The organism is Paenibacillus odorifer (genome assembly GCF_000758725.1).
Classification (GTDB): domain Bacteria; phylum Bacillota; class Bacilli; order Paenibacillales; family Paenibacillaceae; genus Paenibacillus_AQ; species Paenibacillus_AQ odorifer.
In genome coordinates this window covers 6,561,970-6,580,918 of sequence record NZ_CP009428.1, presented here as the reverse complement: position 1 = coordinate 6,580,918, position 18,949 = coordinate 6,561,970, and the positions used below count along the sequence as shown (strand labels likewise).

15 protein-coding genes are annotated in these 18,949 nt (G+C 44.1%); 12 read left to right on the top strand and 3 right to left on the bottom strand.

Translation table 11 applies throughout. The features are described 5' to 3' along the window. Nucleotides 1–13: 13 nt before the first annotated feature. Both PODO_RS28730 and PODO_RS28725 read left to right on the top strand, forming a co-directional pair. Entirely contained in the window at nt 14–2,110 is a 2,097-nt protein-coding gene (locus PODO_RS28730) for a cellulose biosynthesis cyclic di-GMP-binding regulatory protein BcsB (protein WP_038573769.1), read from the top strand. Between the two features lie 10 nt (nt 2,111–2,120). Continuing rightward, nucleotides 2,121–2,951, top strand: a complete 831-nt coding sequence (locus PODO_RS28725) for a diguanylate cyclase domain-containing protein (RefSeq protein ID WP_232061476.1) — start codon at nt 2,121–2,123, stop codon at nt 2,949–2,951. A 6-nt stretch (nt 2,952–2,957) separates the two neighbouring features. On the opposite strand, the gene PODO_RS28720 is transcribed toward PODO_RS28725, so the two are convergent. Further along, entirely contained in the window at nt 2,958–3,509 is a 552-nt protein-coding gene (locus PODO_RS28720) for a helix-turn-helix domain-containing protein (RefSeq protein ID WP_036682170.1), read from the bottom strand. Nucleotides 3,510–3,652: 143 nt separating this feature from the next. On the opposite strand from PODO_RS28720, the gene PODO_RS28715 reads away from it, so the two are divergent. From PODO_RS28715 to PODO_RS28680, 8 genes are all read left to right on the top strand, one after another. Next, nucleotides 3,653–4,306 carry an alpha/beta hydrolase gene (locus tag PODO_RS28715; RefSeq protein WP_038573767.1) on the top strand — a complete coding sequence of 218 codons (654 nt, stop codon included), beginning with the start codon at nt 3,653–3,655 and terminating at the stop codon, nt 4,304–4,306. Next, complete coding sequence (locus PODO_RS28710) at nt 4,303–5,073, top strand: DODA-type extradiol aromatic ring-opening family dioxygenase (protein WP_038573765.1); 771 nt, start codon at nt 4,303–4,305, stop codon at nt 5,071–5,073. The genes PODO_RS28715 and PODO_RS28710 overlap by 4 nt, the downstream gene beginning before the upstream one ends. Nucleotides 5,074–5,089: 16 nt before the next feature. Continuing rightward, entirely contained in the window at nt 5,090–5,878 is a 789-nt protein-coding gene (locus PODO_RS28705) for an SDR family oxidoreductase (RefSeq protein WP_038573763.1), read from the top strand. Nucleotides 5,879–6,101: 223 nt separating this feature from the next. Next, complete coding sequence (locus PODO_RS28700) at nt 6,102–6,350, top strand: type B 50S ribosomal protein L31 (protein ID WP_036682161.1); 249 nt, start codon at nt 6,102–6,104, stop codon at nt 6,348–6,350. Between the two features lie 131 nt (nt 6,351–6,481). Next, nucleotides 6,482–7,003 carry a YcxB family protein gene (locus PODO_RS28695; protein WP_036682157.1) on the top strand — a complete coding sequence of 174 codons (522 nt, stop codon included), beginning with the start codon at nt 6,482–6,484 and terminating at the stop codon, nt 7,001–7,003. Between the two features lie 83 nt (nt 7,004–7,086). Further along, entirely contained in the window at nt 7,087–8,661 is a 1,575-nt protein-coding gene (locus tag PODO_RS28690; RefSeq protein ID WP_038573761.1) for a histidine kinase N-terminal 7TM domain-containing diguanylate cyclase, read from the top strand. A gap of 33 nt (nt 8,662–8,694) precedes the next feature. Continuing rightward, nucleotides 8,695–9,402: a DNA alkylation repair protein gene (locus tag PODO_RS28685; protein WP_038574984.1), complete on the top strand. Its 708-nt coding sequence runs from the start codon at nt 8,695–8,697 to the stop codon at nt 9,400–9,402. A 214-nt stretch (nt 9,403–9,616) separates the two neighbouring features. Beyond that, complete coding sequence (locus PODO_RS28680) at nt 9,617–12,334, top strand: CHASE3 domain-containing protein (RefSeq protein WP_052097386.1); 2,718 nt, start codon at nt 9,617–9,619, stop codon at nt 12,332–12,334. A gap of 540 nt (nt 12,335–12,874) precedes the next feature. On the opposite strand, the gene PODO_RS28675 is transcribed toward PODO_RS28680, so the two are convergent. Beyond that, on the bottom strand, nt 12,875–13,915 hold the full coding sequence (locus PODO_RS28675; protein WP_036682152.1) for a stalk domain-containing protein: 1,041 nt from the start codon (nt 13,913–13,915) through the stop codon (nt 12,875–12,877). 191 nt (nt 13,916–14,106) lie between these two features. On the opposite strand from PODO_RS28675, the gene PODO_RS28670 reads away from it, so the two are divergent. Continuing rightward, on the top strand, nt 14,107–16,674 hold the full coding sequence (locus PODO_RS28670; protein WP_038573760.1) for a DUF2339 domain-containing protein: 2,568 nt from the start codon (nt 14,107–14,109) through the stop codon (nt 16,672–16,674). A 34-nt stretch (nt 16,675–16,708) separates the two neighbouring features. Next, entirely contained in the window at nt 16,709–17,422 is a 714-nt protein-coding gene (locus tag PODO_RS28665; RefSeq protein WP_038573759.1) for an HAD family hydrolase, read from the top strand. A 92-nt stretch (nt 17,423–17,514) separates the two neighbouring features. On the opposite strand, the gene gdhA is transcribed toward PODO_RS28665, so the two are convergent. Next, complete coding sequence (gene gdhA / locus PODO_RS28660) at nt 17,515–18,900, bottom strand: NADP-specific glutamate dehydrogenase (RefSeq protein WP_036682144.1); 1,386 nt, start codon at nt 18,898–18,900, stop codon at nt 17,515–17,517. Nucleotides 18,901–18,949: the final 49 nt, after the last annotated feature.

Genomic DNA, 18,949 nt, shown 5'->3' with positions numbered 1-18,949 from the left:
GGAGAAACAGAACATGAAGATAAAAAAACAGCTGGTTATACTGTTAACCTGCCTCTCCCTTTTCTTAATTCCAATCCATCCTGCTGCCGCAGAGACGTTGCCACAGGATCATAAGTCTACTTATACAACCTCATTCACGGGAACAGACTCGTCCTTAACAGGTTCGAGTGCCCAGCAGCAATATTTTGAGGTTCTGGATTATTGGAATGTGGATCAAGTAAAGATCAAACTGCATTTTCAAATTTCACAAATTACCGAAGAGCAGATTTCTAGTGTTACCTTAACGCTAAACGGCAGCCCGTTCTATACGTTTCGTCCGTCACTACAAGACAACGGCGAACAGCTGTTGACCCTTGCGGCGCCCAAGGGGTTTCTGAAAAAAGGGACGAATACGCTGGGCATTCAGGGCTATTTAAAGACAGATCGTAAAGATGACCTCTTTTGTTCGGTCGATGAAACGTCGGATAATTGGCTGCATCTGTTCAATACGTCCAGTGTTAACGTGATTTATACGGCAAAGCCCTTGAGTGGAGGGATCAGTGACTTCAGCGAGCGATTCGCCGGGATAGATACCTTAACGAAGAATCAGAGTATTCTGACTGTACCGGACAAAAGCACGGCGGCAGAAATGGAAGCAGCCACTTATGCGCTCTCCGGGTTTGTTAAGGGGATTACGTTAAATGATAAGACTATTCCCTTGCTTCCCTACCGGGCAGACACTGTGCAGAATAAGGCCGCAGTTGTACTGGTAGCTATGTATGACAGAGTACCAAGCGGGCTGAAAGCTCAGCTAAGCTCCACTGAAGATTTGGGTACGCACGCGTTGCTCCAGCTAGTGAATAAGGATACCCAGCCCACCTTGGTTGTAACCTCGAAGGATGAGAACTTGCTGATTAAAGCGGGTCGTTTGATTGCTAATCCAGAGCTGATCGGGCAGATCACTAGTGATCTGAAAACAGTAACGGATGCTACAGAAGTGTCAGCACCTGCGCTTTCGATTAGCTCTAACATCACGTTCACTGAAACAGGTGATAAACTGACCGGGGCACATCATCAGGAGCAGACGTATTTTATTTCATTGCCAGCGAACCGCTCGATTGCCGATTCCGGTAAAATCAGCCTGGATTTCCGTTATGCACAGAATTTGGATTTTACTCGTTCATTGGTTACCGTGAGCATCAATAATACTCCGATTGGCAGTAAGAAGCTGACCAAGGAACTGGCGAATGGCGATATTCTTAATCTCTCGGTGCCTCAGAACTTGAATATATCCGGAAATTTCTCGGTGACAGTGGCTTTTGATTTGGAGATCGAAGGAGCCAGATGTATTATCGATCGGGATCAAATGCCGTGGGCTTATATCAGTAAAGATTCTGTAATGCAGCTGAATACGAAGGATCGCACGGATCTCTTATTTAATAACTATCCATATCCGTTCATCCGCGATGGGATCTATAATCATGTAGCGGTTGTACTGCCCGAACAAATGGATGATTACGCCTATTTAAGTGTATCGAATATCTTTAATCTGCTTGGTAAATATGCCAGCGGAAATATAGGGAATATCCAGTTCTATACCGATACTGTCAGCGCCGATCATTTGAAAAATAATAATATCATCGCTATTGGTGCTTATAAGAATAATAAGGTGATCCGTGATCAGAATGCTAAGCTTTATTTTCAATATAACGGAGATGGAACCACAATTCGCTCCAATGAGAAAATGAGTATTGAAGAGCAATACGGTGCACGAATCGGAACACTGCAGCTGATTGATTCGCCATTTGAGGCGGGACGTGCATTGCTCGCGGTTACGGGAGTCAGCTCGGAAGAGTATTACTTAGGATCGAAGCTGCTCGCTACAGAACGGGACAAGTGGAAGGTGTTTGGCGATGGTGCAATCGTTGATAAAGACGGTAATGTCAGCGCACACCGTTTCAAAACGATCACTGGAGCAGCCGAGGACTCTGTGGCCCAGAAAATAATGGAACGGTCGGATGTACTCAGTTTTATCATCGTGATTTTACTGGTGCTGACGCTGGTAGTTCTATCGCTGATCCTACTGCTTCGCAAACACATGAAGAAACGTGGTGATAAGCGTGAGACGTAATCGCAGCTTAGTGTCGGACATCGCTCTCTTATCATTCCTGGTGTTATCGTTCCTCTGTATCGTCTTCATTGCCGGGGCACCGGATGATTACCTCCAGAATATTATCATTTTAACGGTGGCTTTTATTCTGGCCATTGTTACGTATTTTACAACGGTCACTGCGGGTCTGGTCTTGAATCTGGTGTTTATCTTTGCTTACGGATTCTACACGATGTACCAGACGATAACGCTAGGGGAAACGATTAGCCTGAATACTTATTTCTGGTTAATTATGACTCCGCTATTAACGGTCGTTCTATGGGTATTCACTTTAAGCAGCCGTGATTTGCAGGTGGAGAATGAGCAGCTACGCAAAAAGACTGCCAATATGGCTATCGTCGATGAAAACACAAATTTGCGGAACAGTATTTCTTTTCAGACGGATGCTACATTATTTACAAGCATTTCGACCCGCTATCAGATTCCGCTCACCCTGCTAGTGGTGAAGGTGAAGTATTGGAAAGAGATCAGACGGATCATTCCTGAAGATCAGCTGGCAGAAGCTATCTATGATGTGTCTCAGCTTAGTCAGGCGAGTATTCGTACCAATGATGCACTCTATCTGCTAGATAAGGATGAAGCAACATGGGGCCTGCTGCTGTTCACGGACAGCGATGGGGCGAAGATTGTGATCGAGCGGATTAAGCTCAAGCTTCAGGAGTTGAATGACAATAATTTCTCCAGAAAATATAAGGTCAGCCTGGGTCTTAAGATTGGGGCGGTCGAATACCAAGCCGGCACGATTGAGAATCCGCTGGATTTCATTGTTCAGGCCAAAAAACAGCTGGAGTACGACGTGTAGGCCAGCTTAAAAATCAACAGTTTCACTATCAGCCTCTGTATGGATGGCGATGAGCACGCTTGCCGGCTCATCGCCTTTATTTATGACCAGATGTGGCACACAGGCATTCCAGCTAAAGGAATCCCCCGCTTGGAACATCCCGAAATCTTCACCTTGCTCCGCATAAACCTCACCTTTTATCACTAAATGGACCTCTTTGCCTTCGTGCGCCTGCGGAGTTTCACCCGTAGAAGTACCCGGAGGGAAATGGACAAGCACCATTCGTACACCACCTGCCGAGCTTAAATGTTCAACTTGCAGTCGATCACTTCCACTGCTGGTGATTTGCCGCTCCTTGGATCGTACCACCTGCATCCGCTCTTCCTTTTTTAACAGCAAATAAGCCAACGGAACGTTCAGTGCATCAGCAATCAGGCTAAGGGTAGCGATCGAAGGAGAGGTCTTATTAGTCTCAACCTGGCTCATAAAACCTTGTGACAGGCCAGTAGTTTCACAGATTTGGGCAATCGTTATATGTTTTCTTTTACGGATTGTACGAATGTTTGAACCTATATTCATAAGTAAAGCCCCTTTTAATATTAGTAATAGCAAATATATTTTTATATTAACAAATTATTAATTGACATACTAGCCAGAGGTTTATAATATTATCCTTACAAATATTATTTTTGTATTACAAATATTTTGAAGGAGTGTTTAGTATGAAGGCACCTTATATATATGATGTCAGTCTACCTTCCGGCTACGATGTGAATCGGGTTTATCCGGTTATCTTCACCTTGCATGGCAAAGGTTCCAATGAGAAGAATATGTTCGGACTTGTCGAGCCCTTGTCTGAAGAGTTTATTATTATCGGGATTCGGGGAAATATGATTTTAGGGGCTGGATTTCAATATTATGATCTCAAAAGTCTAGGTCATCCCATCCGTGAGCAGTTTGATCAGGCTGTATCGCAATTGCAGCAGTTTATCGAATACGCCACCGACAAATATCCTATAGATGCTAAACACCGTTATCTGCTTGGCTTCAGTCAAGGAGCCATTTTGTCCATGACACTCGCTCTTACAATGGGGAATTCGCTTCGGGGAATTGTGGCGCTGAACGGTTATGTTCCGGGGTTTGTGAAGACAGATTATGAGCTGAAGAGTGTGCAGGAGGTATCGGTATTCATCTCGCATGGTGAATATGATTCTGTATTTCCAATTTCAGTGGGGACAGAAACAGCCGCTTATTTCGAAGGTCTAACCCCATTATTAACCTATAAAACTTATCCTTCGGATCATGGTGTATTACCGCAGAATCAGCAGGACCTGATCGCTTGGTTCCTGCAGAACTTAGGGAGTGACAAACTATGATACCTTCTTACTTTATTGCCCATGGTGCCCCTTCTCTGGTACTTGATAACAATGCATATACGAAATTTCTTGGGGAGCTCGCTGAGAGGAATGTCAAACCTAAAGCGATTGTTCTATTTTCTGCACATTTTGAAGAACACACACAGTCGGTTGGAGTTATGGAGACTTTCGACACCATCTATGATTTCTATGGCTTCCCAGATGAGATGTATCGAATGACTTATCCTGCCAAAGGGGACAATGAGGTTGCACAGCAAATTATGTCTCTGTTCCACAAGAATGGGATTGTCAGCAAATTAAATACAGAGCGTGGACTAGATCACGGAGCTTGGGCTATTCTTAAATTAATCTATCCGAATGCAGATATTCCTGTCGTATCTTTGTCAGTTAATCGAGAGCTGTCCAATGAACAGCAATATTTAATGGGTAAGGCTTTATCTGAGCTGCGTGAGCAGGATATTATGATTATTGGCAGCGGTGGAACCGTCCATAATTTGCGTAGCGTGAAGTGGGGAATGGAGAACGTCGAGAAATGGGCGGAGACATTCGATGACTGGCTGCAGCACAGGGTGGAAGCTTGGGATACAGAGTCGCTATTTAACTATCAGGAGCTTGCTCCCTATGGCGTTGATGCAGTGCCGACTAATGAGCACTTTATCCCTCTGATAATAGCTATGGGAGCTGGCGATAACGGGAAAGAAGCGAAGCTGCTGCACCGAAGTTATCAGTATGGTAATTTAAGTCTTAGCTGTTGGGAGTTTAATTAAGAAGGAGGCATTAATGATGGACTTGGGACTTCGTGGGAAATCAGTTTTTGTAGCCGCAGCAAGTAAAGGGTTAGGACTCGCAACTGCGCTGGAGTATGCCCGTGAGGGGGCGAAGGTAATGATCGCCAGCAGGAGTATGGAACAGCTTGTAGACGCACAGAAAGAGATTCAGGCAGCCACAGGACAGCAGGTGAACATTGTTCAGATGGATGTGACTGTCCCAGAGGATATCGTACATGCTATTCAAACGGTTGTAGCCCAAAACGGTGGGCTTGATATTGTAGTGACCAATGCGGGGGGTCCTCATGGCGGAGGTTTCGCTGATATGGAAGACGCGGATTGGAACCAAGGGTTTGAGCTCACACTGATGAGCACCATTCGTTTGATTCGTGAATCACTGCCGCATCTGCGCTCTTCTGGGGCAGGGCGAATCGTTAATATAAGCTCGATTTCTATCAAGCAGCCTATTGAGGAACTGATTCTTTCCAATGTTTTTCGCGCTGGCGTGTATGCCTTGACCAAGAGCTTGGCTACTGAGCTGGCTGCGGATCGCATTTTAATTAATACGATCGCACCAGGGCGTATTGCAACCGACAGGATTCTTCAACTAGACGGCAAACGTGCGCAAGCAGAGGGGATCCCTATGGAGCAGATTCAAGAGGAAGCGCTGCTGCAAATCCCGTTAGGAAGATTGGGCACGCCCGAAGAATTCGGCAAGGCTGCTGTTTTTCTAGGCTCTTTTGCGAATACTTATGTTACGGGACAATCTCTTTTAGTCGATGGAGGAATGGTGAAATCGCTCTAACCTCCGGCGTTATGGGTAGGCTTTGAAAGGTTATGGAAATATTAGTAATTTCAATATTAGTTGCTTTGTACTCTAAATAAGCGTATGATGGAGCGGTGGTCTAAATCGTAAGATTTACGAATTTTCCTACGTTTATTAGGTTATACTATATATAAACCTACAGATCATTTGGATAATTTACCATAAAGGCTCCACGAATTTATTCAGAAGGAGGACGATTAGAATGAGAGAAGGCATACATCCTAAGTACAACCAAGTGATTTTCTTGGATGCAAGCGTAGGCTTCAAATTCTTGAGTGCATCTACTAAATCATCCAATGAAACTATGGAATGGGAAGACGGCAACACTTACCCAGTGCTCCGTGTGGACGCAAGTTCCGCATCCCACCCATTTTACACTGGTAAACAAAGAGATACAGAACAAGGCGGCCGTGTTGACAAGTTCAAACAACGTCTTGCACAAAAGAAATAAGAATCCTTACGGATTGAAGAGGGACAACCCATGTAGAAGCAATCGCTTCGGGGATGTCCCTTTTTTGTGTTCAGGCATGTTAAAATGAGATGAATTTAAAAATATACATGGCGTCGAGGGAGCGATCAGTGATGGAAAATGTAATAAAAGTAGATACAGTCCTAAAGAGTGAAGACGTTCAGGAGTTTAACTTATGGTTCAGCTTGAATAGCCGGATTATACTCAACTCTTTTAGCGTAGTCGCTTACTTTATGATTTTGTTATTAATTACTAAGGATTACAGTACTCAAAGCATCTCAATCCTGGCTGTGACTGCTATAATTCTTGCCGCTGTCTTATGGTATATGACCAAGGCAAGCTTGATCAAAAAATCGAAAAAGGCGTTCAAAACAGATAGCCTAATTCAGCAACCGCAAAATTATACGATTTCAGATGAAGGCATATCTTATCTTTCCGAAGCGGGCACTGGACAAGTGAAGTGGGAAGAGATACATAAGATAGGTGAAACTACGAACTTGTTTGTGTTTTTTGTGTCCACACAGAGAGCGCTGATTATCCCTAAACGTTTCTTTGAATCGGCACAAGATAAAATAACATTTAAGGATTTAGCCAGAAAATATATGTTCTCCAATCGGGTGAAATTTAAGGCATAAGATGTGCTGTTATTGTTGATTCATTTGTACCAAGGATTAGGCTATAATGATAGGAGCGACTTGAAAAATAGGAGAAATATGGCATGCCATGGATTCAGGGATATCCGTATTACTTATTAATGGGCAGTGTTCTAAGTCTGTACATGGGCGTCAGCTCCTATCGGCACCGTAAGTTAGCAGGGAGACGCTATTTGTGGATCTTAATGCTGTTAGTCAGCCTTATATTTGTTGCAACGGCGGGAGAGATTATGTCACTCTCTTTTCAGTCTAAGCTGTGGTGGAAGAATGTGCAGCAGGCTCCGCTTTTTTTTAGTGCGCTCTTTACTTATGCTGTGGTAAAAGAATACGTATCTCCTTCCACAGGGCGCCTGCCCGTGAAGCTTGCAATCTTCTCTATCCCTATTGTTATGGATGTACTTCTTATTTTTACGGATAGCTATCATCATCTGATGCGCAGTGAAGTGGCCGTCCTGACGGTCGCGGGTGTTAGTGGAATTGCTGTAAAGCCTACGCTCCTTAGTATGGCTTTTATTGCGTATGATCAGCTTTTTGGGCTATATGCAGTCTGCTTGCTGGCAGTTTCCCTACTGAATACCCCGAGAGTTTATTTGCGGACTAATTTGCTGCTGTTGGTGGGTTTGCTAGTTCCAGTTATTTCCGTCTTTTTACTCCCCCTCTTGAAGATTACCATTACAGGTTTTACGGCGTTTACTTATTTGCCTGCGATTATAGCGGCTTATTTCGCACTTTTTGTTAGCTCCAAATTAACCATCTTCCCTCTAACCAAAAACAAAATTCTAGAGCACATGAAAGACGGCGTAGTTCTGACTGACCGTTATGATAATATCATTGGCATAAATGATGCGGCGACTGCTATTTTATACGACATTACCGGAATAGCGAACGATAACTGGATGGGAAAAAACATTGATCTTTTTATGAAGTCTCACAAAGACATTGCAGCTCATTACAGTCAGAGGACGGAGGGACAGTTTGAGGTAGTTTGTTCTGGCGCAGGGGAGCTCTGTTATGGGGTTTCTTTAATTGCTACGGAACATGCGACAACAGAGAATAAGGGTATGCTTATTGTGTTTAGTGATCATAGTGAGAAGAAGCGGTATGAGCGTGAGCTGGTCTATCAGGCAACGGTTGACGATCTGACAGGGCTTTATAATCGCAGGCATTTCATGCAAAGGGTCCAGAATCAAACGATCCCGGATGGATTAGGGTTGGCTCTGCTGTTATTTGACATCGATGATTTTAAATTAATTAATGATACTTATGGTCATTTAGCGGGCGATCAGGCGTTAGTTGATTTCTCGAATAAAATACTTCAGGTATACCAGAATAAAGGTATTGCTGGAAGAGTAGGTGGCGAGGAATTTGCCGTATGCTTTTTCGCTGAAGATAAATGTGCAGCCTTAAAAGAAGCAGAGAATTTTCGTACAATGATGAGTGATTACACGATAATCTTGAATGAACAGGATAGCATTCATCTTACCGCAAGTATCGGAATCTCTTTTACGGAGCGTAGAGAGGTGACTTTCGAAGATTTATATCGGGAAGCGGATGAAGCGTTATATCACTCTAAGAATACAGGGAAGAACAGAGTTACGTTAGGTCGTGAACCGATCATAAGAGAAACAGTAAAGGGATAAGAACATCGAAGATAAGGGAGTGGCCTAATGAATCTGACTGTTGATGAAGTGATGAGCAAGCTTGAGGAGATGGGTACAGAGCAGACGAAACGTACCTTCTTACGACATGGCGCAGTGGAACCTTTATTTGGAGTAAAGGTAGGGGATATGAAGAAGCTGGTTAAGGATGTGAAAAAAGATCAGAGTCTGGCAAGGGCTTTGTATCAGACAGGCAATTACGATGCAATGTATTTGGCTGGGCTAACCGTCAATCCCAAGACTATGACGAAGCAAGAGCTTCAAAGCTGGGCTTCGGCGGCCAGTTGGCATGCGGTAGTGGAATATATAGTATCCCCTCTCGCCGCAGAGAGTCCATATGGATTGGAACTTGCGAGAGAGTGGATTCGTTCCTCGGATGAACTAATAGCCGTTTGCGGCTGGAGCACTTATGCAAATTACATTTCAATTACACCGGATGATAAGCTGGACATCGCTGAGATTAGGGAGTTGTTACAACAAGTAGGCGCTACTATTCATCAGGAGCGGAATCGTGTCCGTTATACGATGAATACTTTTGTAATTATGGCGGGCAGCAGTATCACAGAACTGCATGAGGAGGCAGCAAAGATCGCAGCAGGTATAGGTAAGGTCCAGGTGAACATGGGACAAACCGCTTGTAAAGTTCCCATGGCTGTTGATTATATTGCTAAGGTTGAACAGGCTGGGAAGCTAGGTGTGAAGAAGAAAACTTGTATTTGCTGAGTTAGATATTTAGGTAACCCTTCAAGGAGAAAGGCACTTGTGGGGTTTTTTTTTATTCCGGGAAAAACAAGTGTTTCAACCCTGCGGAAATTGTTTAAATTAGCAGCAGTCAAAATTTACATAGAAGAATTAATGAAGCCTTATTCAAGTAATCTTTTGCAATGATGTAGAATAGAAAGGGGTTTATAGTTAGAAGACAGGACGGAGGCTAGTTGTGAACAAACGTCGATTCACTTTGCAGTATAAAATACTGTCAATTACAGTTTTAATCGTGATCTGTCTATTAGGATTTGTTTTTGTCATGCATGGAAGAATCAATGCTCTACAGCGGGAAACCAGCTTCATCTCTCATCAGGATCGAGAGATTACTAATTTGGCTAATCTAATTGAGAAGAATATTTTAGATATGGAAACCGGACAACGTGGATATGTCATCACCGGCGATAACAAGTATCTGGAGCCCTACAATTTGGGTAAGGCTGAATGGGAAGCTAATTATGATAAGCTTTACGTGCTGACTGCTAATGATTCTTTACAGCTACAGCGTCTGTTGGGTATTGAAAGTAAAATTAAGCAATGGATCGAACAGTCCGGAAATTATGTGATCCAGTTGAAAAAAGAGGGACAGGACGCTGAGCTCCTAAGATACTTCAATTCCGACGACGGCAAAGATCAAATGGACCGGATTCGTAATCAGATCAGCACTTACCGCGAGACGATGAAAGAGAACACCAACAGTCTGATTGCTAGACAAGCAGACAAGAATAAATTATTGCTAGAGCTTCTTTATATTGCTTGGGCAATTATAGCGGTTACCGCGATGGTCGCTTCGTGGATCAATTCACGCGCCATCGTTAGTACGGTTCGTAAAGTTACCCATACGATTGCAGAATTGGAATCTGACGAAGATATGAAGACAAGGATAGAGATCACCACGAATGATGAGATCAGGGATCTGAGCGTAGCTACGAATCATCTGATAGACACGCAACAAGAGCGGATATGGATTCAGGCTAACGCAAACGAATTGTTGGCGAGGTATCAGGGCATCACACATATCTCGCAACTGGGCGACATTTTTCTTGGCAAAACCGCAGAAGTCCTCGATTACCCATATGGTTCCTTATATGTTCGAACACAGGACCATGATCGAGATTTCTTTAAGAGAGTCTCTACTTTTGGCGGAAGCAGTAACATTCCAGATCAGCGGGCATTCCAGATCGGAGAAGGTCTAGTTGGACAATGTGCTAAAGAGGCGCGCTTGATGCAAATACAGGATCTGCCGGAGGATTATATTAGCATACAATCTGGGTTGGGTATTTCTGCGCCGAAGGCGCTTCTACTAATGCCGATTTCTTTTTCGGGTGAGGTAGTTGCTGTGGTGGAAATCGCCGCCTTTGCTCCACTTACGCAATTGCAGGTTAAGTTCCTAGGGTCTATTTCGAATGCCTTTGGCTCCGCAATTAACAGTACGATTAGCATTATGAAGATTGACCAACTTCTGGCACAATCTCAGCGTCTAAACGAAGAGCTACAGGTATATACCGAGGAACTACAGACTCAGTCTGAGGAGCTGCAAATCCAGACGGAGTCACTGCATGCAACGAATAGAAAGCTGGAGGATAAGAAACTGCTGGCGGAACAAAAGTCACTAGAGGCGGAAAGAGCTCAAACGGAACTCAGTGAATACACAGAGTTATTGCAGCAAAGCTCACAATATAAATCAGAGTTTCTGGCTAACATGTCTCACGAACTGCGAACTCCGCTTAACGGCATTCTGCTGCTCTCCGAATTTCTTATGGAGAATCAGTCGGGAGCTTTAAGCGAAGAGGATATTGAATTCTCAAAAGCCATTCATTCTTCGGGACAAGATCTGCTGGCGCTGATTAATGACATTCTGGATTTGTCCAAGGTTGAGGCAGGAAAGCTGAATATTGAAATTGAAGCGATAAATATATCGGAGATTCCGGAGGCAATGATCCAGAACTTCAGTCAGCTTTCCCGCAAAAAAGAGATTCCTTTGCAAATACAGCTGGGAGAGAACTTACCCCCGCTGTTTTATTCGGATGCTCAAAGAGTGCGGCAAATTATTATAAATTTGCTGTCCAATGCGTTTAAGTTTACAGCGGAAGGCGCAGTCACTCTGGAAATCCGTTCAGCAACTAAGGACGAGCTGCTGGATTTGGCAGATTCGTATACAGGGGAATTTATTGCCTTCGCCATCAAGGATACTGGAATTGGGATTTCAAAAGAAAAGCAGTCAATTATCTTCGAGGCTTTTCAACAGGCAAATGGAAATACAGAACGTCAATATGGTGGAACAGGGCTTGGGTTATCCATATCTAGAGAGCTGGCAACCCTGCTCGGTGGTAGAATTATAGTGGAGAGTCAAGAAGGAGTGGGTAGCGTCTTTACGGTGTATTTGCCCTTGAAGCTTGAGGCCCCAAGCCTTGAGGAAGTGGCTGATCAAGCGACTGTTATTCAAGAGATTGGGAATGGAGTGGTACTTGCCGCTACAACGGCTGAGGATACACGTAATGACTTCACTTCTCTGAATCAAAAGCATGTACTTATCGTGGATGATGATGAACGGAATTTGTTCGCTTTATCAAATACGCTAAGAAAGCGCGGGCTGCATGTAACTACAGCTACTAACGGAGAGAGCGGCCTGTATGAACTGGAGCAAGCGGCTTCTATAGATATCGTTCTTATGGATATTATGATGCCAGTGATGAACGGATATGAGGCAATCAATCGGATCAGACAAATGCCCGCAAAGAAGGATATTCCCATCATTGCACTGACTGCAAAAGCGATGAAGGAAGATAAGGCTAAAATCCTTCAGGCAGGGGCAACAGATTATCTTAGCAAGCCGATTAACCTGGAACGTTTATTAGCGTTGATGCAATTGATTCTAGCTAGCGATTCATGAAATAGATAATGGACGGAAACAATCATGGGGTGTCCTAGTAGTCATGACAATGGCTGCTGGGGCACCCCTGTTTTGTTGACGTTGAACTAGACCTCTAACTTCGGATAATTCAAACGAAGTTGCGCGAACGAAGTAACTATAATCTGCTCTGCTATCGGACACAGCTGACCGTTAACGCAGCTTTTTACCACATTTGTAATTCTAACGGACCCCACTGACGCTATTGGCATAAAAAATACCGAATATGCCCTCTTTTTAATGAATGGTGGCGCTGGAGTCCGAAACGCTGCTCTAAAGGCGGAAAAATCGGAAATAACGTCATCTGGGTCCGTAAGCCTCGCAATTATGATCATCCAAAACTCTGCAGCAGGCGAGCAAAAGTGTGCCTAGGCGTTCAGCCGGCTTTCGTTTACCTCAAATCGGCTGAAGCGAGTCAGCCACCCTATTGCCCAAAACGCAAAACAGCGATCCTCCCATAACGGAAGGATCGCTGTTTTAATGTCTCTTTGGAATCTTTTTAATAAGATTTCAGTCTCTCACTTATTGTTGCGCAGAATCTACTACAACTTTGACAGCTGTGCCGATTGGTGGCAGGCTTCTGGTCAGCACTGGGCTGTAGAATCCGATAACTTTTGTACCTTTAACAAGCTCGCTGCTTTTAACAGCTTCGCCGTCTTTATTAATGAGTACTGTGTCTTCATTAATGCGCAGTACTACTTCTTTTTGTGACAATTCGCTCAGGCCACTGCCTTTAACAGTGATACTGATATTTCCTTCATCGTCTTTTTGAACTTCTTCAATAGTGCCAGCAGTACCTAGAAGATCATCTTGTTTCTGCTTATCCAGAACGGTGATTTTGTAAGTTGGTGTTTGTGGCGGAAGACTCATAGTCATGACCATGGAGTGTTCTGCTTTTACAGTCATACCGATATGGAGATCTTTGAGTGCAATTTTAGTGCCGTCTGCCATCTCAATAGCCGTATCTTCCCCTACATTTAATACGATTCCATCCGTACCTACACCTTGGATTTGAACGGATTGGTATTTACCACCATCATAGACTGCTGTAATCACACCAGTCTTAGTCATGTGCTGCTCGGCGGCATTTGTGTTGATCACAATGGAATCTCCCTTCACAGTCATGTTTTGATGAATTACTTCGCTTAAAAAGGAAGCTGGGACATACAAAGTGGAGTCAACCAATTGTGGTGCAGTTCCAAGTGTTGTATACATTTTGTTGATACTATAACGATCTTCTCCAGCTTTCACTGTAGTGAATACAGCGCCATTGATAAGTTCAACGGATTTATTCTGTGCATTCCAGGTTAATTCAAATCCAAGGGCTTCAGTAATCGAACGTAGTGGCACCATCGGCTCTTTGCCATTTGTGCTTTGGAAGCCTGTTTCTTTAATAGTCGATCCGTTGATTTCAATCGCAAACGTCTTTTGATTAACGCTAGCGGAGGTTTGTGTAGCCTCATTTTTAGCAGAAGTTGTGGTGGGTGCAGCATAAGCTGCTCCTGTAGAAAGTGCTAGTGACAAAGTTAAAAGAACTGTACTTGTTTTTAAAATGTTGTTCATGGTTGTGAGCTCCTTTTAAAATCTTTTGTTAGTGTTGTTATTATTCTGACGGGACACCCCTCCAAAATGTTGCAGTTTTTTTGCATCCCGATCGTAATCTTCATTCACTGCAAATATAAAAAAAGCATAAGACCCCACAGCTATATGTAGTAATATGTAAGTATTAACAATCGCTCACATAAGGAGGCGCTATGGAGTCATTCAAAGATCGACTGAGATTCATGAAGGTACAGCAGGACGGGCTTATTAAGGAATATGAGGCTCTGATTGCGGAATATGAAAGTCACGATCTGGTCAACGAGAATGAATACTTGAAGAAGCAATATGAGAAGCATAAGCTTGCTTTGGTCGAGCTAAAGACTCAGGTAGGTAAGCTTCAAGAAGAGAATACTGAGCTAAGAGTTGCGCTAACGGAACAGATTTTAGATGAAAAGCTGGGCATTCTTAAAGTGTCGAGGCAGAAGCTGCAGACTTATTTTGCCTCTAGAAGCCATGCTCATACAGATCGTCTGACGGCTTTTGAAGTGGAGACGAAACGTCATATTCAGCAGCTGTACCATACAGCCTCCAGGCAGCTGGGTGAGGAACAAGCAGAGATATCCAGTCGACTTGGGGCGTTGGCGGCAGAATTAAATGAGCGTGTGCTGGCACAGCGGCAGAGAATGAGGGAAGCGGAACTTCGCCTCAACTCGGGCATGGATAATGGATTACATGATTTTGCCTCGGAAGAGATCAGTGAAGAGGTGCTTAAGCGCCGAAGAAAACAAAATCAGATCGAAATGAAGATTGGACTAAGCTGGATTAACAAGCTGGGTATTCTGCTGTTGATTTTGGCGGTGGGGGCAGGCTTCCGGTATACCTATTCCAACTGGTTCACAGGTTATATGAAGGGAAGCGCCTTTTTTCTACTGGGATTATTGATGCTGGGAGGCGGGGAGTGGTTATACCGCAAAGGAAAAGGCACCTTCGCTTTAGGGCTGCTTGGCGGCGGGATTTCGGTGCTGTATGGCTCTATTTTCTATAGCTATTTTCTGCTTGATATTATTAGTATATATGTAGGATTATCCTTGTCTGTACTCGTTACTTTAACTGCGGTACTCCTGTCTTTAAGGTATGAATCACGGAGTATTTGTGCACTGGGCTTAATCGGAGGATATCTGCCCTTATACTCTTATCTGGGGGCGTTTGGCCTTTCGGGCAACGCGGTTTATGTAGCTATGGGTTACTTGTTTCTATTGAATTTATTCATCTTATTGATTTCTTTCCGCAAACGCTGGAACGTTGTCAATTATATCAGCTACTTATTTAATACACCCTCCATGCTCATATTAATAGCTTTGTCTGATAGCAACGGAATTAATATGTGTTATGCTGTTTTGACTTTTGCGATGTATCTGGGAATTACCTTGTGGTACCCGTTCAAATATCGTTCCAAGCTGTCCTGGTGGGATTTCTCTCTCTTAGGATGTAATACGTTTATTAGCTGTCTCACCTTGTATATTTTATTTATGGATGCAGGACTGAAGGATTACAATGGTGCACTGGCGTTGCTTTTCTGCCTGCTGTATCTCGGTCTGGGTCGAGGGCTTGAGAAGCTGATGCCACAGGAAAAAGAAAGCATGCTGCTGTTCTACGCCACTTCACTGACCTTCGGCATATTGATGATTCCATTTCAATTTGGAGCGGCTTGGTGGTCCATCGGTTGGCTGATTGAGGGCGTCGTTCTTACGCTGTATGGCAATCTGAACCGCTTTAAGGGGATGGAAAGGGCAGGCTGGGGCATTATGATGCTCTGCCTTGTAGTATTCTTCTGTCTAAATGTACCGACGCAGTGGGTCGCAGACTATCAATGGACGAATTTTAGAGATGTCTACTTCCCGCTAAAATATGTCTTTATCACAGCAGGCATGCTGATTGTCGCGGTGTTGTATGCTGTTCAGCATAACCGTAAGGATGCTCTTCAGCGCAGCGAACCTTATGAAATCACCTTAGCCTTGTGGTTTAAATATGCGGCGTTATTAAATTTCTGGATTTACGGCTTGTATGAATCGAGAAGATTGTATCATCTGGTTGTACCGGAGGACTTTGCGCATAGAACCTTCTATAATTTACTGCTCTCCGCTGTATGGACCTTGGTTCTGGCTTACGCGCTGCCAAAGGTGAAGGTGCTGTATGACACAATTGTTAAATATTTTGTGAGATTTCTGTTTGGGATTGGCTACGTCATTTGTATAGTAATTACAGTAGGCCTGCCAAGTCTGCAAAATAATCTCGCGCAAAATACAGCAGCTGATTATATCGCACTGGCCGTACTGATTATCTTTAATATCTTTGTTTGGTTTAGCGGACGTGATCTGCTGATTGCAGCGCTGAATCGCCAGTTTAAGAGTATGGAGATCTATCCTGTTTTCATGGCGATTTATCTACTCGGCATTATCACCGCTTTCCTAGGAGTGCAATTGCAATTGAGTGATGCAGGGTTAATTTTTAGTCTCATTTATCTACTATTAGCCGTTCTGTTTATCATGTATGGCTTCCGCAAAAGGTATGTGTACATCCGGCGCTTCGGCCTTGGATTAACACTGCTGGCAACGGGCAAGCTGCTGCTTTATGATTTGGGTCTGCTGAACACTGGCAGCAAAATCATAGCCTATGCCAGCTTTGGCATCTGCTTGCTCGGCATCTCCTATCTCTATCAAAAGGTGTCAAACCGGATGGAGGAGGGCCAGACAACCGCCGATAATGGTACTAAAGGATAAAATACAGAGAGAATAATAGGAAGGAAGACGGTGGATGTACGAGACTTATATTTTCGACCTGTATGGCACATTGATCGATATTCAGACAGATGAGGAGAAGCCGGAGGTATGGGATCGATTATCACTCCATTTCGGATATCAGGGGATGTCCATAACGGGAAGTGAGCTACAGGCACAATTTCTGCGGGAGAGGGATTTACAGCTCACCAAAGCCGCGCGGAATTGTCAGTATCCAGATTTCGTAATGGAGGATGTGTTTCGTTCTGTGGCCCGTCAATTGGGTGGAGAACCGGATCAAGCGTGGTTACATGAAACGGTTAGATGGCTGCGGACATTATCGATGATCCATATCTCACTTTATGAGGGTGTGCTTGAAATTCTGCAAACATTAAGAGAACGTGGCAAAAAGGTGTTTTTGCTCTCCAATGGCCAGAAAACCTTTATAGAAGCAGAATTAACGATGCTGAATATTCTTCCTTTATTCGATGGCATTGCCATTTCCTCCGAAGCAGGAGTGAGTAAGCCGGATCCGCTATTTTATCGTTATTTAGTTGAGCATTATGGAGCGGATTTGCGTTCGGCCATCATGATCGGGAATGATCCCCGTACGGATATTGCAGGGGCACTAACGATAGGAATAGATTCCTGTTACATTCGTACGGCTTCTTCACCCCCCAATACGACTGTGGAGAGTACTCAATCGATAGGGGACGGGGATTTGCGGAAGATCCCCGGATGGAACGCTTAGATATACAAAAAGTCCCCGTTACCGGATTCTTACTGACCGGTTACGGGGACTTTTGTATGTCGGCGTTCGTGACTAGAGCGCCGGTAATTTATTTAGATTACACCTTCAGCCAGCATAGCGTCGGCCACTTTTTTGAATCCAGCGATGTTCGCTCCTGCAACAAGGTTGCCGGACTGTCCATATTGCTCGGATGCATTTACAGATTGTTCGTAGATGGAAACCATGATTTCATGCAGCTTCGTATCTACTTCTTCAAAGCTCCAGGACAACCGCATGCTGTTTTGTGCCATTTCAAGCGCAGATACAGCTACGCCGCCAGCATTAGCAGCTTTGGCAGGTGCGAATAGCACGCCAGCTTGTTGGAACTGATGAATAGCTTCAAGGGTGGATGGCATATTGGCACCTTCGCCTACTGCTTTTACACCATTCTCAATCAGTTTCAATGCCATGGCTTCATCAATCTCATTCTGAGTAGCACTCGGAAGGGCGATATCACAAGGAATGGTCCAAATTTGCGTGGAATCTTCAGTATACACAGCGTTAGGATGTTCATTCACATATTCACTAATCCGTTTTCTTTCGACTTCTTTCAGGCGGCGGACAGTTTCGAGGTTAATCCCATTTTCGTCATAGATATATCCGGCGGAATCACTACAAGCTACGACTTTAGCGCCTAGCTGTACAGCTTTTTCGATCGCATAGATCGCTACGTTACCAGAACCGGAAACAACAACGCGGCTTCCTTCAAAAGAAAGGCCTTTTGCTTTCAGCATCTCGTTTACGAAATAAACTGTACCGTAACCAGTAGCCTCTGTCCGAGCCTGACTTCCGCCGTAACCAATACCTTTACCAGTCAATACGCCAGCCGGATATCCTCCGCGGATCCGCTTGTATTGTCCGTACATGTAGCCGATCTCACGACCACCTACACCGATATCTCCTGCAGGAACGTCTTGGTCAGGACCGATGTAATTTTGCAATTCAGTCATGAAGCTTTGTGCAAAACGCATGATTTCGCCTTCGGATTTACCTTTAGGATCAAAGTCGGATCCGCCTTTACCTCCGCCGATGTGTTGGCCGGTAAGAGCATTTTTGAAGATTTGCTCGAAACCAAGGAATTTGATAATACTAGCATTAACGGATGGGTGAAAACGAAGTCCACCTTTGTAAGGTCCAATTGCACTGCTGAACTGTACACGATATCCACGGTTAACTCTGACCTTACCTTGATCGTCTGTCCAAGGAACACGGAACATAATCAAACGTTCTGGCTCAACCAATCTTTCCAGAATGGCATTTTCCTGATACTTAGGTTCAGCAGCGAGGATTGGAAGCAAAGATTCAAGGATTTCCTTTACGGCCTGATGAAATTCGGGCTCAAAAGGATTACGCGCAACAACCTGTGCGTATACGTCTTCGATATAACGATGTGCCTTGTTGCTGTTTGTGTCTAATTGCTGGGTAGATACAGAGCTCATGAATTCAACCGCCTTTTCTAGTATTCATTTGGTCCAACACTTTTTTTAT